At 58.4% G+C, this 20,428-nt stretch carries 17 protein-coding genes; 8 read left to right on the forward strand and 9 right to left on the reverse strand.

Features of this window, described 5'->3' with window-relative positions:
• Positions 1 to 163: 163 nt before the first annotated feature.
• The 4 genes from ABRP88_RS09870 to ABRP88_RS09885 are packed head-to-tail and all read right to left on the reverse strand — an operon-like array spanning position 164 to position 4,130.
• Entirely contained in the window at positions 164 to 538 is a 375-nt protein-coding gene (locus ABRP88_RS09870) for a hypothetical protein (protein ID WP_349837089.1), read from the reverse strand.
• A gap of 56 nt (positions 539 to 594) precedes the next feature.
• Positions 595 to 1,344, reverse strand: a complete 750-nt coding sequence (locus ABRP88_RS09875) for a succinate dehydrogenase/fumarate reductase iron-sulfur subunit (protein ID WP_284628488.1) — start codon at positions 1,342 to 1,344, stop codon at positions 595 to 597.
• Entirely contained in the window at positions 1,344 to 3,359 is a 2,016-nt protein-coding gene (locus tag ABRP88_RS09880; RefSeq protein ID WP_284770773.1) for a fumarate reductase/succinate dehydrogenase flavoprotein subunit, read from the reverse strand. The genes ABRP88_RS09875 and ABRP88_RS09880 overlap by 1 nt, the downstream gene beginning before the upstream one ends.
• A gap of 15 nt (positions 3,360 to 3,374) precedes the next feature.
• Positions 3,375 to 4,130: a succinate dehydrogenase cytochrome b subunit gene (locus tag ABRP88_RS09885; RefSeq protein WP_284770772.1), complete on the reverse strand. Its 756-nt coding sequence runs from the start codon at positions 4,128 to 4,130 to the stop codon at positions 3,375 to 3,377.
• Between the two features lie 372 nt (positions 4,131 to 4,502).
• Here ABRP88_RS09885 and ramB point away from each other — a divergent pair, with 372 nt between their 5' ends.
• Positions 4,503 to 5,912, forward strand: coding sequence for an acetate metabolism transcriptional regulator RamB (gene ramB / locus ABRP88_RS09890; RefSeq protein WP_349837090.1), 1,410 nt, complete (start codon positions 4,503 to 4,505; stop codon positions 5,910 to 5,912).
• A gap of 91 nt (positions 5,913 to 6,003) precedes the next feature.
• Here the strand turns inward: ramB and lpdA are convergent, their stop codons facing one another.
• Positions 6,004 to 7,416 carry a dihydrolipoyl dehydrogenase gene (gene lpdA / locus ABRP88_RS09895; RefSeq protein WP_023025064.1) on the reverse strand — a complete coding sequence of 471 codons (1,413 nt, stop codon included), beginning with the start codon at positions 7,414 to 7,416 and terminating at the stop codon, positions 6,004 to 6,006.
• Between the two features lie 645 nt (positions 7,417 to 8,061).
• Here lpdA and ABRP88_RS09900 point away from each other — a divergent pair.
• The 6 genes from ABRP88_RS09900 to rfbA all read left to right on the forward strand — a co-directional run bounded on the left by ABRP88_RS09900 (position 8,062) and on the right by rfbA (position 15,594).
• Positions 8,062 to 9,141, forward strand: coding sequence for an alpha/beta hydrolase (locus tag ABRP88_RS09900; RefSeq protein WP_349837091.1), 1,080 nt, complete (start codon positions 8,062 to 8,064; stop codon positions 9,139 to 9,141).
• Positions 9,142 to 9,180: 39 nt separating this feature from the next.
• Entirely contained in the window at positions 9,181 to 10,506 is a 1,326-nt protein-coding gene (locus ABRP88_RS09905) for a M1 family metallopeptidase (RefSeq protein ID WP_349837092.1), read from the forward strand.
• Positions 10,507 to 10,659: 153 nt separating this feature from the next.
• Positions 10,660 to 12,216: an HNH endonuclease signature motif containing protein gene (locus tag ABRP88_RS09910; RefSeq protein WP_349837093.1), complete on the forward strand. Its 1,557-nt coding sequence runs from the start codon at positions 10,660 to 10,662 to the stop codon at positions 12,214 to 12,216.
• A 134-nt stretch (positions 12,217 to 12,350) separates the two neighbouring features.
• Entirely contained in the window at positions 12,351 to 13,355 is a 1,005-nt protein-coding gene (rfbB, locus tag ABRP88_RS09915; RefSeq protein ID WP_349837094.1) for a dTDP-glucose 4,6-dehydratase, read from the forward strand.
• Between the two features lie 2 nt (positions 13,356 to 13,357).
• Positions 13,358 to 14,743 (forward strand): dTDP-4-dehydrorhamnose reductase, encoded by a 1,386-nt coding sequence (gene rfbD, locus ABRP88_RS09920; protein WP_349837095.1) that lies wholly within the window; start codon positions 13,358 to 13,360, stop codon positions 14,741 to 14,743.
• A 2-nt stretch (positions 14,744 to 14,745) separates the two neighbouring features.
• Positions 14,746 to 15,594 (forward strand): glucose-1-phosphate thymidylyltransferase RfbA, encoded by an 849-nt coding sequence (gene rfbA / locus ABRP88_RS09925; protein ID WP_349837096.1) that lies wholly within the window; start codon positions 14,746 to 14,748, stop codon positions 15,592 to 15,594.
• Here the strand turns inward: rfbA and ABRP88_RS09930 are convergent.
• From ABRP88_RS09930 to ABRP88_RS09940, 3 genes are read right to left on the reverse strand one after another with little or no spacing between them, the layout of a single operon-like run.
• Positions 15,591 to 16,205, reverse strand: coding sequence for an MBL fold metallo-hydrolase (locus tag ABRP88_RS09930; protein ID WP_284770764.1), 615 nt, complete (start codon positions 16,203 to 16,205; stop codon positions 15,591 to 15,593). The two genes, rfbA and ABRP88_RS09930, sit on opposite strands and share 4 nt — an antisense overlap.
• A complete protein-coding gene (locus ABRP88_RS09935) occupies positions 16,205 to 17,290 on the reverse strand; it encodes an S-(hydroxymethyl)mycothiol dehydrogenase (protein ID WP_349837097.1) in 1,086 nt (361 codons plus the stop codon). Before ABRP88_RS09935 ends, ABRP88_RS09930 begins: the two co-directional genes overlap by 1 nt.
• Positions 17,291 to 17,342: 52 nt before the next feature.
• Positions 17,343 to 18,158, reverse strand: coding sequence for a GDSL-type esterase/lipase family protein (locus tag ABRP88_RS09940; RefSeq protein WP_349837098.1), 816 nt, complete (start codon positions 18,156 to 18,158; stop codon positions 17,343 to 17,345).
• 151 nt (positions 18,159 to 18,309) lie between these two features.
• Between ABRP88_RS09940 and ABRP88_RS09945 the strand changes: the two genes are divergently transcribed.
• On the forward strand, positions 18,310 to 19,932 hold the full coding sequence (locus ABRP88_RS09945; protein WP_349837099.1) for an AMP-binding protein: 1,623 nt from the start codon (positions 18,310 to 18,312) through the stop codon (positions 19,930 to 19,932).
• Here the strand turns inward: ABRP88_RS09945 and ABRP88_RS09950 are convergent.
• A complete protein-coding gene (locus ABRP88_RS09950; protein WP_349837100.1) occupies positions 19,916 to 20,392 on the reverse strand; it encodes a hypothetical protein in 477 nt (158 codons plus the stop codon). The genes ABRP88_RS09945 and ABRP88_RS09950 overlap by 17 nt on opposite strands.
• Between the last annotated feature and the right edge of the window lie 36 nt (positions 20,393 to 20,428).

Raw genomic sequence — 20,428 nt, forward strand, 5'->3', positions numbered from 1 at the left:
AGCCGAAAAAATGGCCGAACTGCTAAGCTATGCCACCGAAATCTAAAATCGTGTTTCCACGACCACTAGAATCCGCCCTCCCGTCAAAACAGGAACAGCCCCGCCTCCTGGCATGTTCTCAATGCTATTAGAGGCGGGGCTGGAGGTGCTTTAAGAGCGAATACTAGTTAACTCGGCCGGTTTCCTTGCGGTACTGGCGGTAGTAGCGGCGTCCATAGTGAATGGTGCCGGCGGCGGCGATGGCCACCACAACCAGGGAAATGACGCCGATGGCGATGGTCAGGCCGTAGTTGCCTTCACCTGCGGTACCCAGCGGGGTATCCCAGACGCCGAGGCCCCAGATGAGGATGCCCGCTGCTGGGAGGCAAGACAAGATCAAGCCCATGCCGACCCACGTGGAGGTGCGGAGAAGGGAAGAGTGAGGAGCTGCGAAGGATACTGGGTCGTAGCCTTCGATGTAGTTGTCCTGAATCTTGCCGGAGAACTCCGGATACGTTTCGCTCTGGTAGTCAGCAACTACGTGGGTGATATCGCTCATGGCGGAGTCTTTCTGTCTTTCTCTCGTTCCTAGTATTCCTACGGAATAACTCTAGCTTAGTCGTCCTTGCCACGGAAAGCAGCACGTGCACGTTCGCGGGTAACGGCAGATACTGCGGTCAGTGGGACGCCAGCCGGGCAGACATCGGCACACTCACCGTAGAGGGAGCAGTGGCCGAAGTTGGATTCCAAGTCAGCAACCATGTTGCGGGCACGGCTGCCGCGCTCTTCCTTACCCAGCGGCATCATGGACAGGTGAACCAGCTTGGCACCAGTGAACAGGTGTGCCGCACCGTTCGGGCAGGCAGCAACGCAGGCACCGCAACCAATGCAGGCTGCGTGATCCAGCGAGTACTCGGCGGTCTCGTGGTTGATGTGCATGGTATCGGCATCCGGTGCGGTGCCGGCATCCATGGATACGTAACCGCCCTGCTCCATCACGTGGTCCAGTGCGGAGCGGTCAACCACCATGTCCTTGATTACGGGGTACGCAGCGGAGCGGAATGGCTCGAGCTGGATGGTGTCGCCATCGTTGAAGTTGAACAGGCGCTGCTGGCAGGCAGGGGTGTTCTGACCGGGGCCGTGTGGGCGACCGTTGACGGTCAAACCACAGGTACCGCAGATGCCCTCACGGCAGTCAGAGGCGAAAGCGAAGGGCTCTTCGCCGCGCTCAATGTAGCCTTCGTTGACGTGGTCCAATAGCTCCAGAATGGACATCTGCTCGGAGGCATCATCCACCCGGACGGTTTCGAATTTACCTTCCTGGGTGGGTCCGGCTTGACGCCAGATCTCAAGTGTCAATTTCATTACTTGTAGTTCCTTGTCATCAGCGGGATCGAGTCAAAGTACAGGGGTTCTGCGTGGCGGATGAACTCGTTCTTGTTCTCGCCCGGCTCCCAGGCGGAAACGAAGCACCAGTTCTCATCGTCACGCTCGGCTTCGCCTTCTTCAGAAAGGTGATCTTCGCGGAAGTGAGCGCCGCAAGACTCATCGCGGTCAAGGGCATCGATGCACATGAGCTCACCCAGGTCCAGGTAATCGGCAACGCGCAGGCCGTATTCCAGGACTTGGTTCATGTCATTCGCCTCACCAGGGATGCGGACGTTCTTCCAGAAGTCATCGCGCAACGCGCGGATCTTCTCGATGGTGTCCTTCAGGTCCTCGACGTTACGGGACACACCGCAGCCGAAGTACAGCAGGTCACCCAGCTGGCGGTGGTAGTGAGACGGACCGTGCGGGTCATCGCCGTGGACCTGCATCAGCTTATCGATGCGTTCCTGGGACTTCTGCACGGCTTCCTGTGCCTCAGCGGAATCCTCGGCCAGCTTGTCCTCGTTGAGGTGGTCAGCCAAGTAGTTCGGGATGGTAAACGGCAAGGTGAACCAGCCGTCGACGGAAGCCGAAAGCAGGGAGTTAGCGCCCAGGCGGTTAGCGCCGTGGTAGGTCCAGGAGCACTCACCGGCGGCGAAGAGGCCGTCAATAGAGGTCATCTCGTTGAAGTCGGTCCACAGGCCGCCCATGGTGAAGTGGCAGGTAGGAGCGATGCGCATTGGGGTCTCGTACGCGGACTCACCAATGGCCTCTTCATACATCTGAATGAGGTTGGAGTAACGCTCGCGGATCTTATCCTTACCCAGACGCTCGATTGCGTCACGGAAGTCAAGGTAGACCGAGTTCTTCAGCGGTCCAACGCCCAGGCCCTTGTTAATCTGCTGCGAGATTGCACGGGAGGCAACGTCGCGGGGGACCAAGTTACCGAAGGCCGGGTAGCGGCGCTCCAAGAAGTAGTCGCGCTCTTCATCCGGGATGGTGTTGGGGTCGCGGTCATCGCCCTCTTCCTTGGGCGACCAGATGCGGCCATCGTTACGCAGGGACTCCGACATCAAAATGGTCTTGGACTGCCAATCGGAGTTGACCGGCAGGCCCGTCGGGTGGAACTGCACGAACGCCGGCGAAGCCAGGTAAGCGCCCTTGTCGTAAGCACGCATCATGGCGCTGGCGTTGGAGTTCTTTGCCAGGGTGGACATGTGGTAGACGTTGCCGTAACCACCGGTACCCAGGATGACGGCGTGGCCCGTGAAGGCCTTGAGCTCACCGGTAATCAGGTTGCGGGTAACGATGCCGCCCGCGCGCTTCTTGCCGTTTTCCTCGTAGGTGATGATGTCCTGCATATCGTTGTGGGCAAAAAGCTCCACATTGCCCAGGCCGATCTGACGGTACAGTGCAGAGGTCGTGGACAACTGCAGCTGCTGACCTGTTTGGCCACGGGTGTAGTAGGTACGGGAGACCTGCACACCACCGAAGGAACGGGTGGCCAGGGTGCCGCCGTACTCACGGGCGAACGGGGCGCCAATGGCGTTCATGTGGTCGATAACGCGAACGGACTCGTTAGCCAGACGCCAGCAGTCGGACTCGCGGCAGCGGTAGTCGCCGCCCTTCACGGTGTCCTTGGTGTGGCGGTAAGCGGAGTCGTTATCCACCTTCTTGGCGCGGGAGGCGTTGACACCACCCTGCGCAGCAATGGAGTGCGCGCGGCGCGGGGAGTCGTGGTAGGTAAAGACCTTAACGCCGTAGCCCAATTCACCAAGGGCTGCCGCAGCAGCACCCGCGGACAAGCCGGTACCTACAACGAGGACCTCGAACTTGCGGCGGTTCAGTGGGGAGACCAGGTTCATGTGGTCAACGTGGTGAGCCCACATATCCTTCATCGGCACGCCGTGCGGTTCCTGGGATTCCAGGATATTACCAGCGGAGACGCCCTCAACGCTGGACTTTGGGTGCGAGAAGTTGGGGTGTTCACGCTTGAGTTCAGTAGTAGTCATGGGTTCCTATCTCCTTTAGCTGACCAAGCCCAGGGCAACGGACAAAGGCATAACGATGTTGCCGATGCATACAACGGCCGGGATGATGTACGCCAAGACCAAGAAGGTCTGACGCCATTTTGCACCGGTGATACCCAGGTCAGATGCGGCAAGGCGGATGCCGTGGGTTAGGTGCAGGAAGAGGCAGCACATTGCCAGCACGTAGAAGATGGTGACCGGCCAACGGCTAAAGGTTTCGATCATATTGGCCTTGACAGAGCCTTCAACGAAGCCCTCTGGGGCCATCGGCTGTACGCCCAAGGTGAGGTCCAGCAGGTGGAAGATGATGAAGAGCAGCAGCACTACACCGGTCACCAGCATGGACTTGGTGGCGAAGGAATCCAGGCCACCCATCAGGTTGGTGCGCTTGAACTTGCCGCGGGATGCCTTGGAGCGGGAAGCCAAGGTAAAGGCACCGTAGATGTGGGCAAGGATTGCCACGATCAGCACGATGCGGATGATCCACAGGGCAGAGCCGTGCGGCAGCAGTGGTTCACCCATCGAGCGCAGGAACTCGCCGTACTCATCCAGTGCGGGCTCACCGTTGTGTGCCGGCATGTACAGCTTCAGGTTGCCGGCCATGTGGCCGACCACGAAAAGCGCAAAGAGCAAACCGGTGACGGCCATGATGAGCTTCAGTACCCACGATGGCGTTCCGGAATTCTGACGAATTGGTTCATTAGTGATGTGGCCGTGAGCAATTGCCTCACGGTCCGGATTTCTTAAAGTCATGACACCTCCATAGTCGTACTTACCTTAACCGGGCTTAACCGCTGGTTACTAGTTATTTTCGAGCGACCGTTCGCTCCTGGTTCGCAGGCACGATCAGGCGGTGAGATCTTTTAGGTAAGGGTATCCTGAGAACAAGAATGCGAAAACGCTGTCACCTTGGCCACCTTCATTTACGCAATACAGATGTTTCATATTTATTGACCAAACTGTGAGCTTCACCACTCCGTGTTACGCGAGTGATTAACCCACCCCTTTATGTGTCAAACTTTCGCATGAAACCCCACAAACCCGGTGTCCAGGTAGCGAAGAGTCTTCACAAAATTTTCGCCATAAAGATGCACACGCGCGCTTTCTACTAGTAATCTTTGGCGCATGAGTAAGACGTATGTGGGCTCTCGCCTTCGCCAGCTTCGCCGTGAACGCGATCTCAGCCAAGCCTCCCTAGCTGGCACCCTCGGCCTTTCCGCCAGCTACGTCAACCAGATTGAACACGACGTCCGCCCGCTGACCGTGCCGGTTCTCCTGCGCATTACCGAGGTCTTTGGCGTCGACGCCACGTTTTTCTCCCGCGATGATGATTCCCGCCTCCTCGCAGAGATCCAGGACGTCATCCAAGACAAGGAACTGTGCCCTTCCCCAGTGGAACTGCAGGAGCTTTCGGAGCTGGTGTATAACCACCCCACCGTTGCCCGCACGCTTGTCGATGTACACCGTCGCTACCGCAATGTGCGCGATAAGCTGTCGCTGGCTACGGATACGAGGAGGACATCGGAAAGCGCGGCTGCCTTATCCATGCCGCACGATGAGGTGCGCGACTTCTTCTACGCCCGTCAGAATTACCTGGACGGGCTGGATCACCGCGCGGAGGAACTTGCCGGCGACCTCGGCGTTTCTGGGTTCGGCATTCGCGATACAGAGCAGGCGCTGGCAAACCGGCTGCGCGAGGAACACGGCGTAGAAATCGAGCTGACGGCGCAGATGGATGGCACGCTGCACCGCTTTAACCGCGAGAGCGGGCAGTTCACGCTCGCCTCGCGCCTGAGCGAGGGCCAACGCGCCTTCCGCATGGCCGCCGAGCTCGGCCTGCTCGAGGCCCAAGACCAGATCTCCGCGCTGGTAGCCGATGAGCCCTTTACCTCTGATGCCTCCCGCAGCCTGGCGCAACGCGGCTTGGCCAGCTACTTCGCCGCCGCCACGCTCATGCCCTATGCCATGATGCACAGCGAGGCCGAGCGCGCCGGCTACGACGTGGAGTATCTGTGCCAGGTCTTCGGCGTGGGATATGAGACAGTCGCATCCCGGCTCTCCACCTTGCAGCGCGATAACCTGCGCGGCATTCCCTTTACCTTTGTGCGCGTGGATCGTGCAGGCAATATGTCCAAGCGGCAATCCGCCACCGGCGTGCACTTTTCCAATAACGGCGGCACCTGCCCACTGTGGAATATCTACGAGACCTTCACCCGCCCGGGGGTCATTTCGCGCCAGCTCGCGCAGATGCCCGATGGCCGCAACTACCTGTGGATTTCCCGCGCCGTGCAGCACCACCAAGGACGCTACGGCGATACTAATAAGCTCTTCGCCATTGGCTTAGGCTGCGAGGCCCGCCACGCCGATCGCACGGTCTATGCGGAGGGCCTCGATCTCACCAATCTCCACGCCGCCACCCCCATCGGCCCAGGGTGTCGCACCTGCGCCCGAGAAAACTGCTCGCAGCGCGCTTTCCCTCCCATCAACGAAGCGATCGATATCGATATCCACCGCTCAGCGGTCGCACCTTACTAGCTGGGCGTTTAGCCGCGCACAGAGAAACGGCACCGCGGTCCTCCTTTCTGGAGAACGCTGCGGTGCCGTTATGCGGTGTAGGAACGCTTGTTTACAGGTTGATCATGTGGCCGCTGATACCTTCGGCGGCTTCCTTCATGGCCTCAGACAAGGTCGGGTGGGTGTGTACGTTGCGGCCGATTTCCTCAGTAGTCAGGTCGAAACGCTGTGCCAAGGTCAGCTCGGGCAGGAGCTCCGAAACATTGGAGCCCACCATGTGTCCGCCGATGAGCTCGCCAAACTCTCCGTCAGCAACAAGCTTGACAAAGCCGGCGGTCTCATTCAGGCCGGCTGCCTTACCGTTTGCGGAGAACGGGAAGGTAGCAACCTTGATGTCCTTATCCGGGAACTTCTCCTTGGCTGCCTCTTCGGTGTAGCCGAAGGATGCGACCTGCGGGTTACAGAAGGTAGCGCGCGGCATGTTGTTGTAGTCACCCAAGAGCTGGGTTTCTGCATCAGCAATGGTTTCTGCTGCCACGACGCCCTGTGCCTCTGCCACGTGTGCCAGCTGCAGCTTCGCGGTGACGTCACCGATGGCGTAAATGTGGTCAACGTTGGTACGCATACGGTCATCGATGTCGATGGCACCGCGCTCAGTCAGCTCAACGCCGGTGTTCTCAAGGCCAAAGCCCTCAACGCGCGGGGCGAAGCCGATGGAAATCATGGCGCGATCCACGGTCAGGGTGTCCTGCTTGGAACCATCCTTGGATTCCACCTCAACGGTGACATCGTCGCCGTTGTCCTTTACAGAGGTGGTCTTGTAACCGGTCAGGAGCTTAACGCCAAGCTTCTTGTACTGCTTGGCAATCTCCTTGGATACGTCCTTGTCCTCGTTCGGCAGGACGCGGTCCATGAACTCCACGATGGTAACGTCCACACCGTAGTTGGCCAGCACATAAGCAAATTCCATGCCGATGGCGCCGGCGCCCACGATGACCATGGACTTTGGTGCTTCCTCGTTCAAGATCTGCTCTTCATAGGAAACGATATTGCCGCCCAGCTCAACGCCAGGCAGAGACTTGACCACGGAGCCGGTGGCGATGATGCAGTCATCGAAGGTAACGGTCTTACCTTCATCATCGCCCTCAGTAATCTCAATGGTCTTATCGTCCTTGAAGGAACCCAGACCGTTGATCTCGGTGATCTTGTTCTTCTTCATCAGGTAGTGAACGCCCTTGACGATGCCCGAAGAAACCTTGCGGGAGCGCTTGTGAGCTACACCGAAATCAAAGGAAACATCGCCGGAGATGCCAAAAGCCTTCGCCTCGTGGTTGAAGGTGTGGGCAACCTCTGCATTCTTCAGCAGCGACTTGGAGGGAATACAGCCTACGTTGAGGCAGACTCCGCCCCAGTACTGCTTTTCAATAACAGCGACTTTCTTTCCAAGCTGAGCTGCGCGGATGGCGGCAACGTAGCCGCCAGGGCCCGCACCGAGTACTACTACGTCATAATGTTCGTTAGTCACGCCCTACAGGATACGTAACTTTGTCCTCAATGTCGCGTAATTGGTCACACTTGGGGGCACCCCACCCCAAGCCGCGGTAAGGATAGGGAAAGGGCCCTGCAAAGGGGGCATCGGCAAGCAGCAGATGCACCTCCGCAGGGCCCTTAAGCATTCGTGGACTTAAATCACGCCCAAGGATGCTAGCAGCGTGGAATATGCATCCATTGCAGAGTGGATGAATGGCCCAATGAATTCATTGAAGGACACGAGGGCGGAATCAAAAAGGTTCATTGCTGTTCTTTCTCTTGATGGGGCGCGAGTACACAATCTCGCTGCTTAGCTTTTCACACTAAAAGCACTAACGCAGCCGCTACTGATGTTATTACAGGCGCCAACCACGTCACGCTGTGCTTCATTGGGAAATTATGACATAGAAACCTCAGTTGTCATAGCGTTACTTATCATTGATAGCGGAAAAGGCAATGAAGGTGTACCTACCCCCGCTACTCCCCCACGTGAGTGGAAGCCTTTACCGGCAGGCATTTATTGGGCACTATTATTGGTTAGGTCTACATGTAGGAATACTGAATATACTTCCCTCAACATGCCGATTTTTCGCGGCCGAAGTATAGTTATCGAGTCCACTCCCCACTGGAAAGAAGCACCATGAAGCGTCTAAATTCTATCCTCGCGGCAGCTGCGGTTTGCACGGGCTTAGCTTATGCCCCCGTGACGGGCGCAGCCGAGCTCACCCCGCAGCAGGTAGCAGGCGATACCGCACAGTCCACGATTTCCCCGCTGGAACCTACCCCGGAGATCGAGGGTAAGTCCTGGTACAAGAAGTACAAGGACGACGCGCGCGTTGAAACGCTCGAGGCAACCTCGCCGGCGATGAATGACCGGAAGATTCCGCTAGCCGTCATCCGCGCCAAAAGCGAAAACCGCCCAACCATCTACCTGCTCAATGGCGCAGGCGGAGCAGAGCAAGACATGGATTGGCTAAAGCTTTCTGATGCCGTTGATTTCTACCACGAAAAGGACGTCAACGTTATAGTCCCGCAGGCCGGTGCGTTCTCCTACTACACCGACTGGATCTCTGAGCCGAGTTCAAAATTCCTGCAGGGACCGCAAAAGTGGGAAACCTTCCTAACTAAGGAACTGCCGGGCGTCATTGAAAAGCACATCAACGCGGATAACCACCGCGCCATTGCCGGCATGTCCATGTCCGCTACCTCTTCCCTGCTGCTAGCCCAGCACAACCCAGGCTTTTACGATGCAGTGGGCTCATACGCCGGTTGTGCCGCTACCGCTTACCCACTGGAACGCAAGGGCGTAGAGTTGACGGTCAACCGCGGCGGCGGCAGCGTCGATCAAATGTGGGGTCCGTACGGCTCCGAGACCAACCGTTACAACGACGCCATGATGAACGCTGAGAAGCTACGCGGTACCGAGCTATACATTTCTTCCGGTTCTGGCTTGGCCGGCGAGGAAGATACGTTCTCCTATATCCAATCCAAGGGCTACAATCCGCTACAGGCAGCGCAGGGATCCGCCACCCTGCAGATTGAAGGCGGCGCCATCGAGGCCGGGGTAAATTACTGCACCCACAATTTCAAGGCCAAGCTTGACCAGGCCGGCGTGCCAGCCACCTTTAACTTCCGCAATACCGGAACCCACTCATGGCCGCACTGGAACCAGGATCTGAAGGATTCTTGGCCAGTATTCAAGCAGGCATTCAATATCTAAATTTAGGCTGTGCCTGACGGGCGGTAGGATCGCAATATTATGATATTGCTTCCTACCGCCTTTTCGCGTGCGCATACTGATCCTTATACCGGCGTGGACTTCAACCTCGGTTTTGAAGTCACCCACTACACGCTGGACTTGAACTACCGCGTGGAGCCAAACCTGTTGCAGGGTGAGGCCATTTTAAGCGTGCGCGCGGTGGAAGAGCTGACCTCCTTAACTTTGGACCTCGGCGGGGCGATGGTAGCGCGGCGCGTAACCGCCAAGCACGCCCCGCGGGTGGCTAAATTCCGCCAATCTTCGGGGAAGCTGCGTCTGCGTTTTGCAGACGAGATTCCTGGCGGAACTGAGTTTGAGCTGCACATTCGCTATGGCGGCAGCCCGCGCCCCATCCGCACCACGTGGGGCGAAATTGGCTGGGAGGAAACCGAATCCGGCTCGTTGGTGGCCAGCCAGCCTAATGGCGCGCCCAGCTGGTTCCCGTGCGATGACACGCCTTCAGAAAAGGCGACGTATGACATCATCATCACCGCCGATAGCCCCTTTACCGTCATTTCCAATGGCGAATTGGTCTCCCGCAAGGCCGGCGGTTCCACCACTCGGTGGCACTACCGCACACGCCACCCCATGGCCACGTACCTGGCAACGGTGCAGGTAGGCGAGTTTTCTTCTTATTCGCTGGGGGCTGATACCCAGGCGTGGGCGCCGGCGTTCTTGCGCGAGCGCGTGCGCGAAGAATTCTCCCGGCAGCAAGAGATGGTGGATTTCTTCTCCTCTATCTACGGGCCTTATCCTTTCCCCGCCTATCAGGTCGTCATTGCCGAGGATGAGCTGGAAATCCCCCTCGAGGCCCAGGGCCTGTCCATTTTTGGTTCCAACCATGTGAAAGGCGATCACGCCTTCGAGCGACTCATCGCGCACGAGCTTTCCCACCAATGGTTTGGCAATTCCGTTGGCCTTTCTGCATGGAAGGATATTTGGCTCAATGAGGGGTTTGCCTGCTACAGCGAGTGGTTGTGGGGTGAGCACAAGGGTGCCTCCTCCGCGCGCGAGGCGGCGCGCTCGCATTACCAAGTTCTGATGCGCAAGCGCCAAGACATCAAGGTTTCTGATCCCGGTGCGCGCGATATGTTCGATGACCGCGTGTACAAGCGCGGGGCCCTCGCGGTGCACGCCATTCACCGGCTGCTTGGCGATGCCTTCTTCCCCACCCTCACCTCCTACCTCACCCAGCATCAGCACTCCGTGGTTCAGCCCTCCGATCTCCTCTCGTCCTTCCGGAAGGCTGCGCCGGACGCCGCTCTTTTCGATGCCACCGTTGCCGCATGGCTCGATGAAACCGCGTTGCCCAAGTTTCCGGACTAGTGGTTTTGGGCGCTATTTGCCGTGGTTTTGTTTATGGACAGGCCCGTTCTAGTGGGGAATGTACAGCCTATTGACCAATTCCTTTCTTGCGGTTGCGCTGGTGTTTTATTGGCCTATAATAGAACATGAAAGCGAAACAGGAAGGAGGGAACCATGGAAACTGCTAAGCATTCAGAAATCAATTCAGCCATTTCAGATGTGGCTGCGGGGCTTACGCGCCTGCGCAACCTTATGCAGAATCCGGACGATCTCTCCTTCGAATTGCTCCACCCCAACTTTGAACACCTAGAGCGGGCGCTGGGCAATAAATCCACTATCGATGCCGCCTTTGCCTTTATTGCAGAGCGCGATGATGCCGGCAGGCGGGTCGGCTCCTCTAAGGCTAAGGACTATTTAGTGGCCCGCCTTGGCCTCACGGAGTCCGAAGCCGCCGCACGCCTGCGCAACGGCAAGAACCTTTTTGCACCCATCGAGGATCCTGAACCTACTCCCCCGCCAGCAGACGACGAGGCAGACGCGGCCGCGCAAAAGAAAGCCGAGGAGGAAGCGCGTCGCCGCGCCGATCGTGAACGCCGCGCGGAAGAAGAGCGCCGCAAGAAGCTCTTCGAGGAAGACCCTATCCCAGAGCGCATCCTCAATCTCATCGAACGGGAGCTGCGTAACCTCAATAAGTTCGCGATTCCTGGGCCGCGGGAGCTGCGTAATAAGGCTCTAGAGGAAGCCAAGCGCCGCTCCTATGAGTCCCTGCGCGATTGGCTGCGGCACGCTATCCGCAAGGCGAATAAGCATGCCGTCGATCCCTCTGGGAAGCGCGATCCGCACGCGGCCACCCGCAAGCGCCGGTTCAGCATTTCTAACCAAGATGCAGACGGTGGCGTGCACATCTCCGGCTACCTCGATGCCTCCGCCGCCGCGGTCCTAGCCAGCGCCTTCGCCCCTGCCAAGAATAAGGGCAGCGAAAGCCTGAGCCCCGAAGACGATACCCGCACCTATGCCCAGCGCATGGCAGATCAGTTGACTGCGGCACTGGGGAGCTACTTGTCCGCAGGCCAAAAGAAATCGGACGGTCTCGGTTCCTTCTTCGTCGCCACCACTCTTGAAGAGCTACAAGCGATGAGCAGTGACACCCGCTTCACCACGAGCGTGGGAATCGACCTATCCCCGCTCGATCTTCTCCGCTTGGGCGCCGCGCAGCACGACTTTTTCTGCGCCGTTGATGACAAGGGCTTCCCGCTTGAGCTCGGGCGCACCAAGCGCACCGCTTCGCTGTGGCAAAAGCTGGCGCTCGCTGCCAGTGAAATCGTGTGCACCCACCCGGACTGCAACCGGCCATGGCAAGACTGCGATGTCCACCACCTGCAAGCCTGGTCCCACGGGGGAGCTACAGACCTCCGGAACCTCACCCTGCTCTGCCGCCGGCACCACGTGGACAATAACGATAACCGCGATGGCCGCAATGGCATGGGGCATGCGGAAAGAGACCCGGAAACGGGGCGGGTAGGTTACCGCTCAGCGCATACCGGCGGGCTTTCGCCCGCGGTGGAACTCAATGACTCCCCCGCTGCGGAGCAAGCCCCGGCGCGCAAGCTCACTGACCCGCCTGCTCAGCCTCATGCACCGGTAAAATCACCACCCGGTTCCCCGGTTGAATCGCCGCAGCCTTCGGCGCTGGGCTCACCACCTTCTCCGCCGCCTCCCGGCGCAGCGTGAGTATGCCTTACTCCCCACCCATCATCATGCCTTCAGGCCGTACGATCATGTCGTGCGGCCTAGAAGTGCGTGTACAAGCGTTTTGGGGCTGTCCACGCGCAGCGCCTATACGGACTGCCCTACACTGGAGACTCATGCACACCATGCTCGTTACTGGCGGCGCCGGCTTCATCGGCGCCAATTTCGTGCGCCTCATGACAAAGGTTCGCCCAGATACCCGCATCACCGTTTTGGATAAGCTGACCTACGCCGGCAACCGAGATAACCTTGCGGGGCTCGATGTGGAATTAGTGGAGGGCGATATCGCGGATGCTACGACGGTAAAGCCGCTCGTCGCCAAGGCGAATATCGTCGTACACTTCGCCGCCGAGTCCCATAATGATAATTCGCTGCGGGATCCCTCACCGTTTATCCAGACCAATGTGGTGGGTACCTATACCCTTCTGGAGGCGTGCCGGGCATACGATGTCCGCTTTCACCACGTTTCTACCGATGAGGTATTCGGGGACTTAGAAATTGGGGCGGATACCAAGTTCACTGAGGAAACCGCCTATGCGCCCTCCAGCCCTTATTCGGCTACCAAGGCGAGCTCCGATCACCTCGTGCGGGCATGGGTCCGTTCTTTTGGACTGCGCGCCACCATTTCTAATTGCTCGAATAATTATGGGCCCTACCAACACATCGAGAAGTTCATCCCGCGCCAAATCACCAATATCCTTTCCGGGCATACGCCTAAGCTCTATGGCACGGGTGAGCAGGTGCGCGACTGGATCCACGTCGACGATCACAATGCGGCAGTGCTAAAAATCCTCGAAGAGGGGCGGATAGGTGAGACGTATAATATCGGCGCTGATCAGCCGGACATCGATAATAAGCGCATCATCGAGATGATCTGCGAAATCATGGGACATACCCAAGGAGGTCGGGCCCTGTACGAGCACGTGGCGGACCGCCCCGGCCACGACCAGCGCTATGCCATGGATGCTTCCAAGCTGCGCCGCGAATTGGATTGGCAGCCCCGTTATACCGATATCCGGGCGGGACTAGAAGATACCATCGCCTGGTATCGCGATAACGAAACTTGGTGGCGTTTCCAAAAGGATTCTGTAGAAGCCCGCTATAAAGAGCAAGGACAGTAATTATGCAGGTACACAACACCGCCATTGAAGGCCTAAGCATCATTGAGCTGGACGTACACGGAGATAACCGTGGCTGGTTCAAGGAGAACTGGCAGCGCGAGAAACTTAGCGAGGCCGCGCCAGATCTGGCTTCGTTCCAGCCGGTGCAAAATAATATTTCTTATAACCGCACTGGTGCCACGCGCGGGCTGCACGCTGAGCCTTGGGACAAGCTCATCTCCGTCGCGCACGGCAAGATCTTTGGTGCCTGGTGCGATCTACGGGAAGGTTCCGCAACCTTCGGCGAAATTGTCACCCATGAAGTGGGGCCAGAGACCGCCGTATTTGTGCCCCGGGGGGTTGCCAATGGTTTTCAAGCCCTCGAGGAAACTTCCTACTCCTACCTGGTTAACGAGCATTGGTCCCCCGAGGCACGCTATACCGGAACCAACCTCGACGCCGTGGAATGGCCCCTCGAACCACGCGAGGTTTCAGAAAAAGACAAGCAGCTGCCGGAGCTTGCCGACGTCACCCCCATGCCACCCCGCAAAATCCTCGTTACCGGTGCGAACGGTCAGCTTGGCCGGGCACTGAAACGGGTCCTCAAGAATGCCGAATTCTGCACCCACGCGGAATTCGACATCACCAATCCCCCGCAGCGCCAGTGGAAACAATACGAAGCCATCATCAACTGCGCCGCCTACAACGACGTCAATGGCGCCGAGGATGATCGCGCCGCCGTTTGGGCCGTAAACGCCGAAGCACCGGCCAAACTCGCCCGCATCGCTGCCGAAAACCAGCTGACCTTCGTACACGTATCCAGCGACTACATCTTCGATGGATCCAAGGAGCTGCACACTGAAGACGAGATCCCCTCGCCCCTATCCGCCTACGGGGCGTCGAAGGCTGCTGGTGAAACCGCCGCTCAGACTGCACCGCAGCATTATGTTGTGCGCACCTCGTGGGTGTTTGGCGATGGCCCGAATTTCATCGCTACCATGCGCCGCCTCGCCGAAGCGGATAAGGAGCCGAAGGTCATTCATGACCAGCGCGGGCGCCCCACCTTCGCTGAGGATTTGGCCAAGGGCATCGCGCATCTCTTGCGCACCCAGCCCGAGTACGGGATTTATAATATCTCCAATTCCGGCGACACCGTCGGGCGCGATGAAATGGCGATGTCCGTATTCATCGGCCTGGGCCATGACCCATCAGAGGTCACGCCGGTAAGCACCGAACAGTATCGGGAAATCGCTGGCCCCGAAGCACCGCGCCCCAAAGAGTCGACGCTTGCCCTAGATAAAATCGAGGCCACGGGATTTTCGCCGCAAAATTGGCGGGCCGCCCTCGCCTTGTATCTCGCGCTGTACCCTAGCGTTCCTGGCGAGCCCAGCAAGGCCAGCGAGGAGTAGCGATGAAAGGCATAATCCTCGCCGGTGGATCCGGAACGCGGCTTTATCCCATCACTAAGGGCATCTCTAAGCAGCTCATGCCCATCTATGACAAGCCGATGATCTACTATCCGTTGACTACGCTCATCCAAGCAGGCATTCGGGAGATCCTCATCATCACCACCCCAGAGGACGCCGAAGCTTTTCAAAGGCTCTTTGGGGATGGATCCCAACTCGGGCTAATGATCGATTACGCCGTGCAGCCCCGCCCAGAAGGGTTGGCGCAGGCCTTTTTGATTGGGGAGGATTTCATCGGTGATGACAGCGTCGCGCTAGTCCTCGGCGATAATATCTTCCACGGCTTTGGCGGGGAACTAAGCCAGTACCGCAATCCAGAGGGCGGCATCATCTTTGCCTATGAAGTCTCGGATCCGCAGCGCTACGGCGTCGTCGAATTCGACCAAGCCGGCCAAGCGCTCAGCATTGAAGAAAAGCCGGCGGAACCGCGGTCTAATCATGCCGTCGTCGGGCTGTATTTCTACGATAATTCTGTCATCGATATCGCTAAGTCCATCACGCCAAGCGATCGCGGGGAGTTAGAGATTACCTCCATCAACGAGGCCTACCTGCGCCGCGGCGCGCTAAGTGTGCAGCGCCTCCACCGCGGTAGTGTTTGGCTGGATACCGGCACCGTCGATTCCATGAGCGAGGCCGCCGCCTACGTAGAGGTGATGCAGAAAAGAACGGGGATCATCATCGGTTCCCCCGAGGTGGCGGCCTACGAAGCCGGATTCATTTCCCAGGCGGAGCTGGAAGCGCTAGCCCAGCCCCTCCTGAAATCCGGCTACGGAGAGTACTTGCGCGATTTTTAGTAGCCGCGCTCGATGTACTCGTCGATGCGCGCCGCTTCCGCGCCCACCGTCGTGGCATCGCCGTGGCCAGGCAGTACCTTCGTGTCATCCGGCAGGTTGAATACGACGTTGCGCAGGGATTCGATGATGACATCGAAGTCCGAGTACTTGCGCCCAGTCGCACCAGGGCCGCCGTTGAACAGGGTATCGCCAGACAGCAGCGTGCCATCGACGTAGAGGACAACACAGCCCGGCGAGTGGCCCGGGGTGTGGTAGACGGTGATCTTCTCACCGTTGATGTCGAACTGGCCGTTATCGGCTAGGTCGATGTAGTGGGCATCGCCATTGGCCTCTTGCCACAGCATGTCATCGTCCGGGTGCATGTAGACATCCGCATCAAAGCGCTTTGCTGCTTCCGGCGCGAGCTCGCAGTGATCGTTGTGGCCGTGGGTCAAAATGATGCCCTCAACCTTACGATCGCCCACCAACTCTGCCACGGCATCGAGGTCGTGGGAAGGGTCGACAATGTAGACACTGGAGGCATCGCCCAGCACGTAGACGTTATTGTCCACGTCCCATTCGCCGCCGTCCAAGCGGAACTTTCCGGAAGTTACCGTGCTTTCAATCTGCATTAAAATTCCACCACCGAACGTAGTACCTTGCCGTCCTTCATAGTTTGGAAGGCAGACTCGACATCGTCAAGCGCGATGCGCTCCGAGACGAACTTATCCAGCGGGAAGTTGCCGGCCTTGTGCAGGGCAACGTATGCGGGGAAGTCGCGCTCCGGCAAGCAGTCGCCGTACCAAGCAGGCTTGATGGAACCGCCGCGGCCGTAAAGATCGATGGCCGGGATGTCCACGTGGTCCGTCAGGTTAGGCACGCCCACCATCACCATGCGGCCGGCGTGATCGCGGGAGTAGAAGGCCTGGCGCCACGTTGGCTGGATGCCCACCGCGTCGATGGAAACATCCGTGCCGAAGCCGCCGGTGAAATCGCGCACCGCATCGATGACCTCCTGCTCCGACATGCCCTTCGAGCAAATGGTGTCGGTGGCGCCGAACTCGCGCGCGGTCTCCAGCTTGGACTCGTCAATGTCTACGGCGATGATCTTCGCCGCGCCCGCCAGCTTCGCACCAGCAATCGCTGCCACGCCGACGCCGCCGCAGCCGAAGATGGCTACGGACTCGCCCAGCTGGATATCGCCGGTATTGACGGAAGCGCCCAGGCCAGCCATGATGCCGCAGCCCAGCAGGCCCGCAGCGGCCGGATCCATCTCATCAACCTTGGTGCACTGGCCCTCGTGGACCAGGGTCTTCTCAGCGAAAGAACCGATGCCCAGCGCAGGGGTGAGCTCGGTGCCGTCCTCCAAGGTCATGGCCTTGGAAGCGTTGTGGGTATTGAAGCAGTACTTGGGCTCGCCCTTCTTGCAAGCGCGGCACTCGCCGCACACTGCACGCCAGTTCAGGACGACGAAATCGCCTTCCTCCACGTGGGTAACCGAAGAGCCTACGGTCTCCACCACGCCTGCCGCCTCGTGGCCCAGCAGGAAGGGGAAAGCGTCCTCGATGTCACCATCGCGGTAGGCCAAGTCGGTGTGGCATACGCCGCAGGCCTGCACCCACACGATGACATCATTGGGGCCGGGATCAGGAACAACGATATTTACGGTCTCAACTTCCGCGCCCTTAGAGCGGGCAATAACAGCTTTTACAGTCATGTCCACAACCATACCTACATTTTCAATATCACCGCATTATTGAAAACTATTGCTAGGAAGCTGCAATGACGTTGGCTGCGTGCTCGTGGCCGCGCTGGTTCATGTGGATGGGCAGGTTGCCAGGACCCGCCGTAAAGTCCACGAGACCTGCCCACATGCGGTCATTCGCATTAGCGCACATGCCGTTATTGCGGGTCGATGGCTTCATATCCAAGAATTGCACGCCGGTGCGGGCCGCCAAATCAACCTGCATCCACTGCGCCTTATTTTCGTAGTCCTCAACCATGGGCAGGAAGGTCGAATCCAGCGGCGTCGGGCCAACGTGGATGAGGCAGTAGTGCGGCCCCGAACCGATAGTGGGGTAGCCGACGATCTGGATGCGAGCATTCGGGGCAGCGTGCTTGATCCGCTCAATCTGCGGGGCGGTGCGATCCGTAAATTCCCGGCGGATCTGATCCAGGTTCAAATCGCGGTGGTTATAAGTGTCATTAAAGCCAGTGGTAATCAGCACGCGCGCCGTATCTGGGGTCAGCGCGCCAGATCCAATGGCGGCATCCACTTGCTGCCAGATCTGCGGCCCATTGGACATTGTCACCGCACCAGAGCAGGAGAAATCGCGCACCGGCAGGCCCATCTTGGCGCCGGCCCGCTTCGCATAGTTGAAAGAGGTGGGGCAGTTTTCCCCGATTACCCGGAAGGGATTGAAGCGGTCTGCCAAGTATTCCCCGCCATTCGGATCCGCCATAACCGAGTCGCCAAAGGAGACGAGATTGCGTTCTGCCGCGCTAGCCTGCGGCGCGGCCACCGCACCTACCACCGCGATTGCAGAAGCTACGACCGACAATGCCTTGAGTTTTATGGATTTCATTGAGAGACCTTTTCTTCACACCTTGTAACTTGAGTGTATATTAGTCACTCTAGTAACATTTTTCGAGTTAAAAGCAACACTATCTTTTCTTCTGACGATATCGTTCGTAGTTATATTTTCGTTATCTTCTCTTTTCGGAGCTTTCTCTTCCATGAAATTGTCTGATGTTCCCTTCCACGCCTCCGCGCTCAGCCAGTTCTTCCCTGCCCTCTTCAAGTCAGGGCTTATCACCCGGCAAGGCGGGCTTGGCGGGCAGCTCAAGCTCCTGCCCAACCTCGCGCGTTACCGCTTCACCACGGCGCGCGAAATCGAGCAGGCCTATTTAACCTGCCCAGATCGCCTCGCGCTTATCGATGACGATGGCACCCTCACCTACCGCCAGCTGCGATCCCACGCGCAGAATTTTGCCCGCTACCTAGAGTCCTTGGAGGTGCCGGAAATCCGGCTGGGCGTCATGGCCCGCAACGGCCGCGGCATCATCATCCCTTTGGGAGCCAAGGGTTACGCCGGTGCCGGAATCTACCTGCTCAATGTCGGTTCTTCCCCAGAGCAGCTGGCCGGCTGCATCGAAGAAAATGGCATTAACGTCCTCGTCATCGATGATGAATTCATCGACCGCGTCGATCCCAACCTCGATATCCCAGTCATCATCGCCCACGATACGGGAGCAAGCGATCTGCCCACGCTCGAGAAAATCGTGAAGAATCCCCTGGATATCGAGCTTCCCACCTTTCCCAAGCACGGCCCCATCGTACTGATGTCCTCCGGCACGACCGGCATCCCCAAGGGCATCGTGCGCCCCGAGCCGACGTTGCCCGTCGTGCTCGCCTCCATCGTGGGCAATATCCCGTGGCGCGCCGATCAGCGCGTGCAGATGACGGCCTCCATCTTCCACACCTGGGGATGGGCCTGCATCAATATTGCCTTGGGGCTGCGCAATACCATCGTCACCCGCCGCGTTTTTGAGCCGGAGCAGGTGCTTGATGATGTCCAACGCTACCGCCTCGACGGCATGCTCTCCTCCCCCATCTTTTTCAAGCGCTTGGTGGATCACGATCCCGAGGGCGACTTCGATTCCTCGAGCCTGAACTTCATCGCCTCTGCCGGCAATGCGCTTACCCCGCAGGTGGTCAAGGACACCAATGCGCGCTTCGGCCCCATCCTCTGCAATGTTTATGGTTCCACGGAGCTGGCGCTTGCCTCAACGGCCACGATGGAACAGGTCGCAGAAAACCCTGATGCGGTGGGCAAGGTGGCTAATGGCACCAAGCTGCGCATCCTCGATGAGGAGGGACACCCCGTTCCCCGCGGCGAGGTGGGTGAAATCTACCTCACCAATTCCACCGCCATGACCGGCTATACCAACCCCAAGCTCAAGCTCAATCGGGTCGATGGGTTGTTGTCGATCGGTGATCTTGGGTACATCGACAAGCAGGGCTTCCTCCACGTCGTGGGCCGAGCCGATGACATGATCATCGTCGGTGGCGAGAATGTCCACCCCCAGTCCGTAACCGAAGTGCTCGAGGCCATGCCCGGCATCGATGAGGTGCACGCGGGTGGCGTGGAGGATAGCGAGACCTTCAGCCGCATCGCCGTCTGGGCGGTGCCTACTGCCGATGCCGCCGGCCGCGAACTGACTGCCGATGCCATCCGCGCCTGGGTGCACGATAAGCTCGCCGAGCACTCCGTTCCCCGCGACGTGCATTTCCTATCCAAGCTGCCGCGCAATGCCACCGGCAAGGTGGTTCCGCGCCTGCTCAAGCACGGCGATTAAATTTTTCAATGCCCCACCACATCGGTGGGGTAAAGAGCACGGCAATAAGCCAATAAATCAACCAGAAGCTGCCGTTTAGCCCTACCACCGCGATGCTAACTATCAGGATCGCAGCCGTCACCGCACTAGCATATACGGATTTTCTCACATTATTATCGGACTGATTCCCAGACTCGGTTTTCGACTTCCCGCTGAGTTTCCGATCAACTGCGCGTATGATGTCGCCGCCAAAGACCAGCGAAAATGCGATATAAAAAGCTGCGAAACCGTGCATGAATCCCGCTTCGCCGTCAGTATGCAGAGTGAAAAATGAGAAAATTAACAAGACTATGTCAATAATTGGCGTAGCGATAAAGAATGCCAGTCCAATTCTTGGGGCCTTAACGATGTATCGGAGAACACCGCCCAGAATAAGGCACGCCCAAAAGAGGATTTCTGCTGCGACGGTAGCAATAAGCAATGTCTCGTTCCTTCTCTCATCGAGGCCATATGGCCT

Source organism: Corynebacterium sp. KPL2734, from assembly GCF_040225595.1.
Taxonomy (GTDB): Bacteria; Actinomycetota; Actinomycetes; order Mycobacteriales; family Mycobacteriaceae; genus Corynebacterium; species Corynebacterium rhinophilum.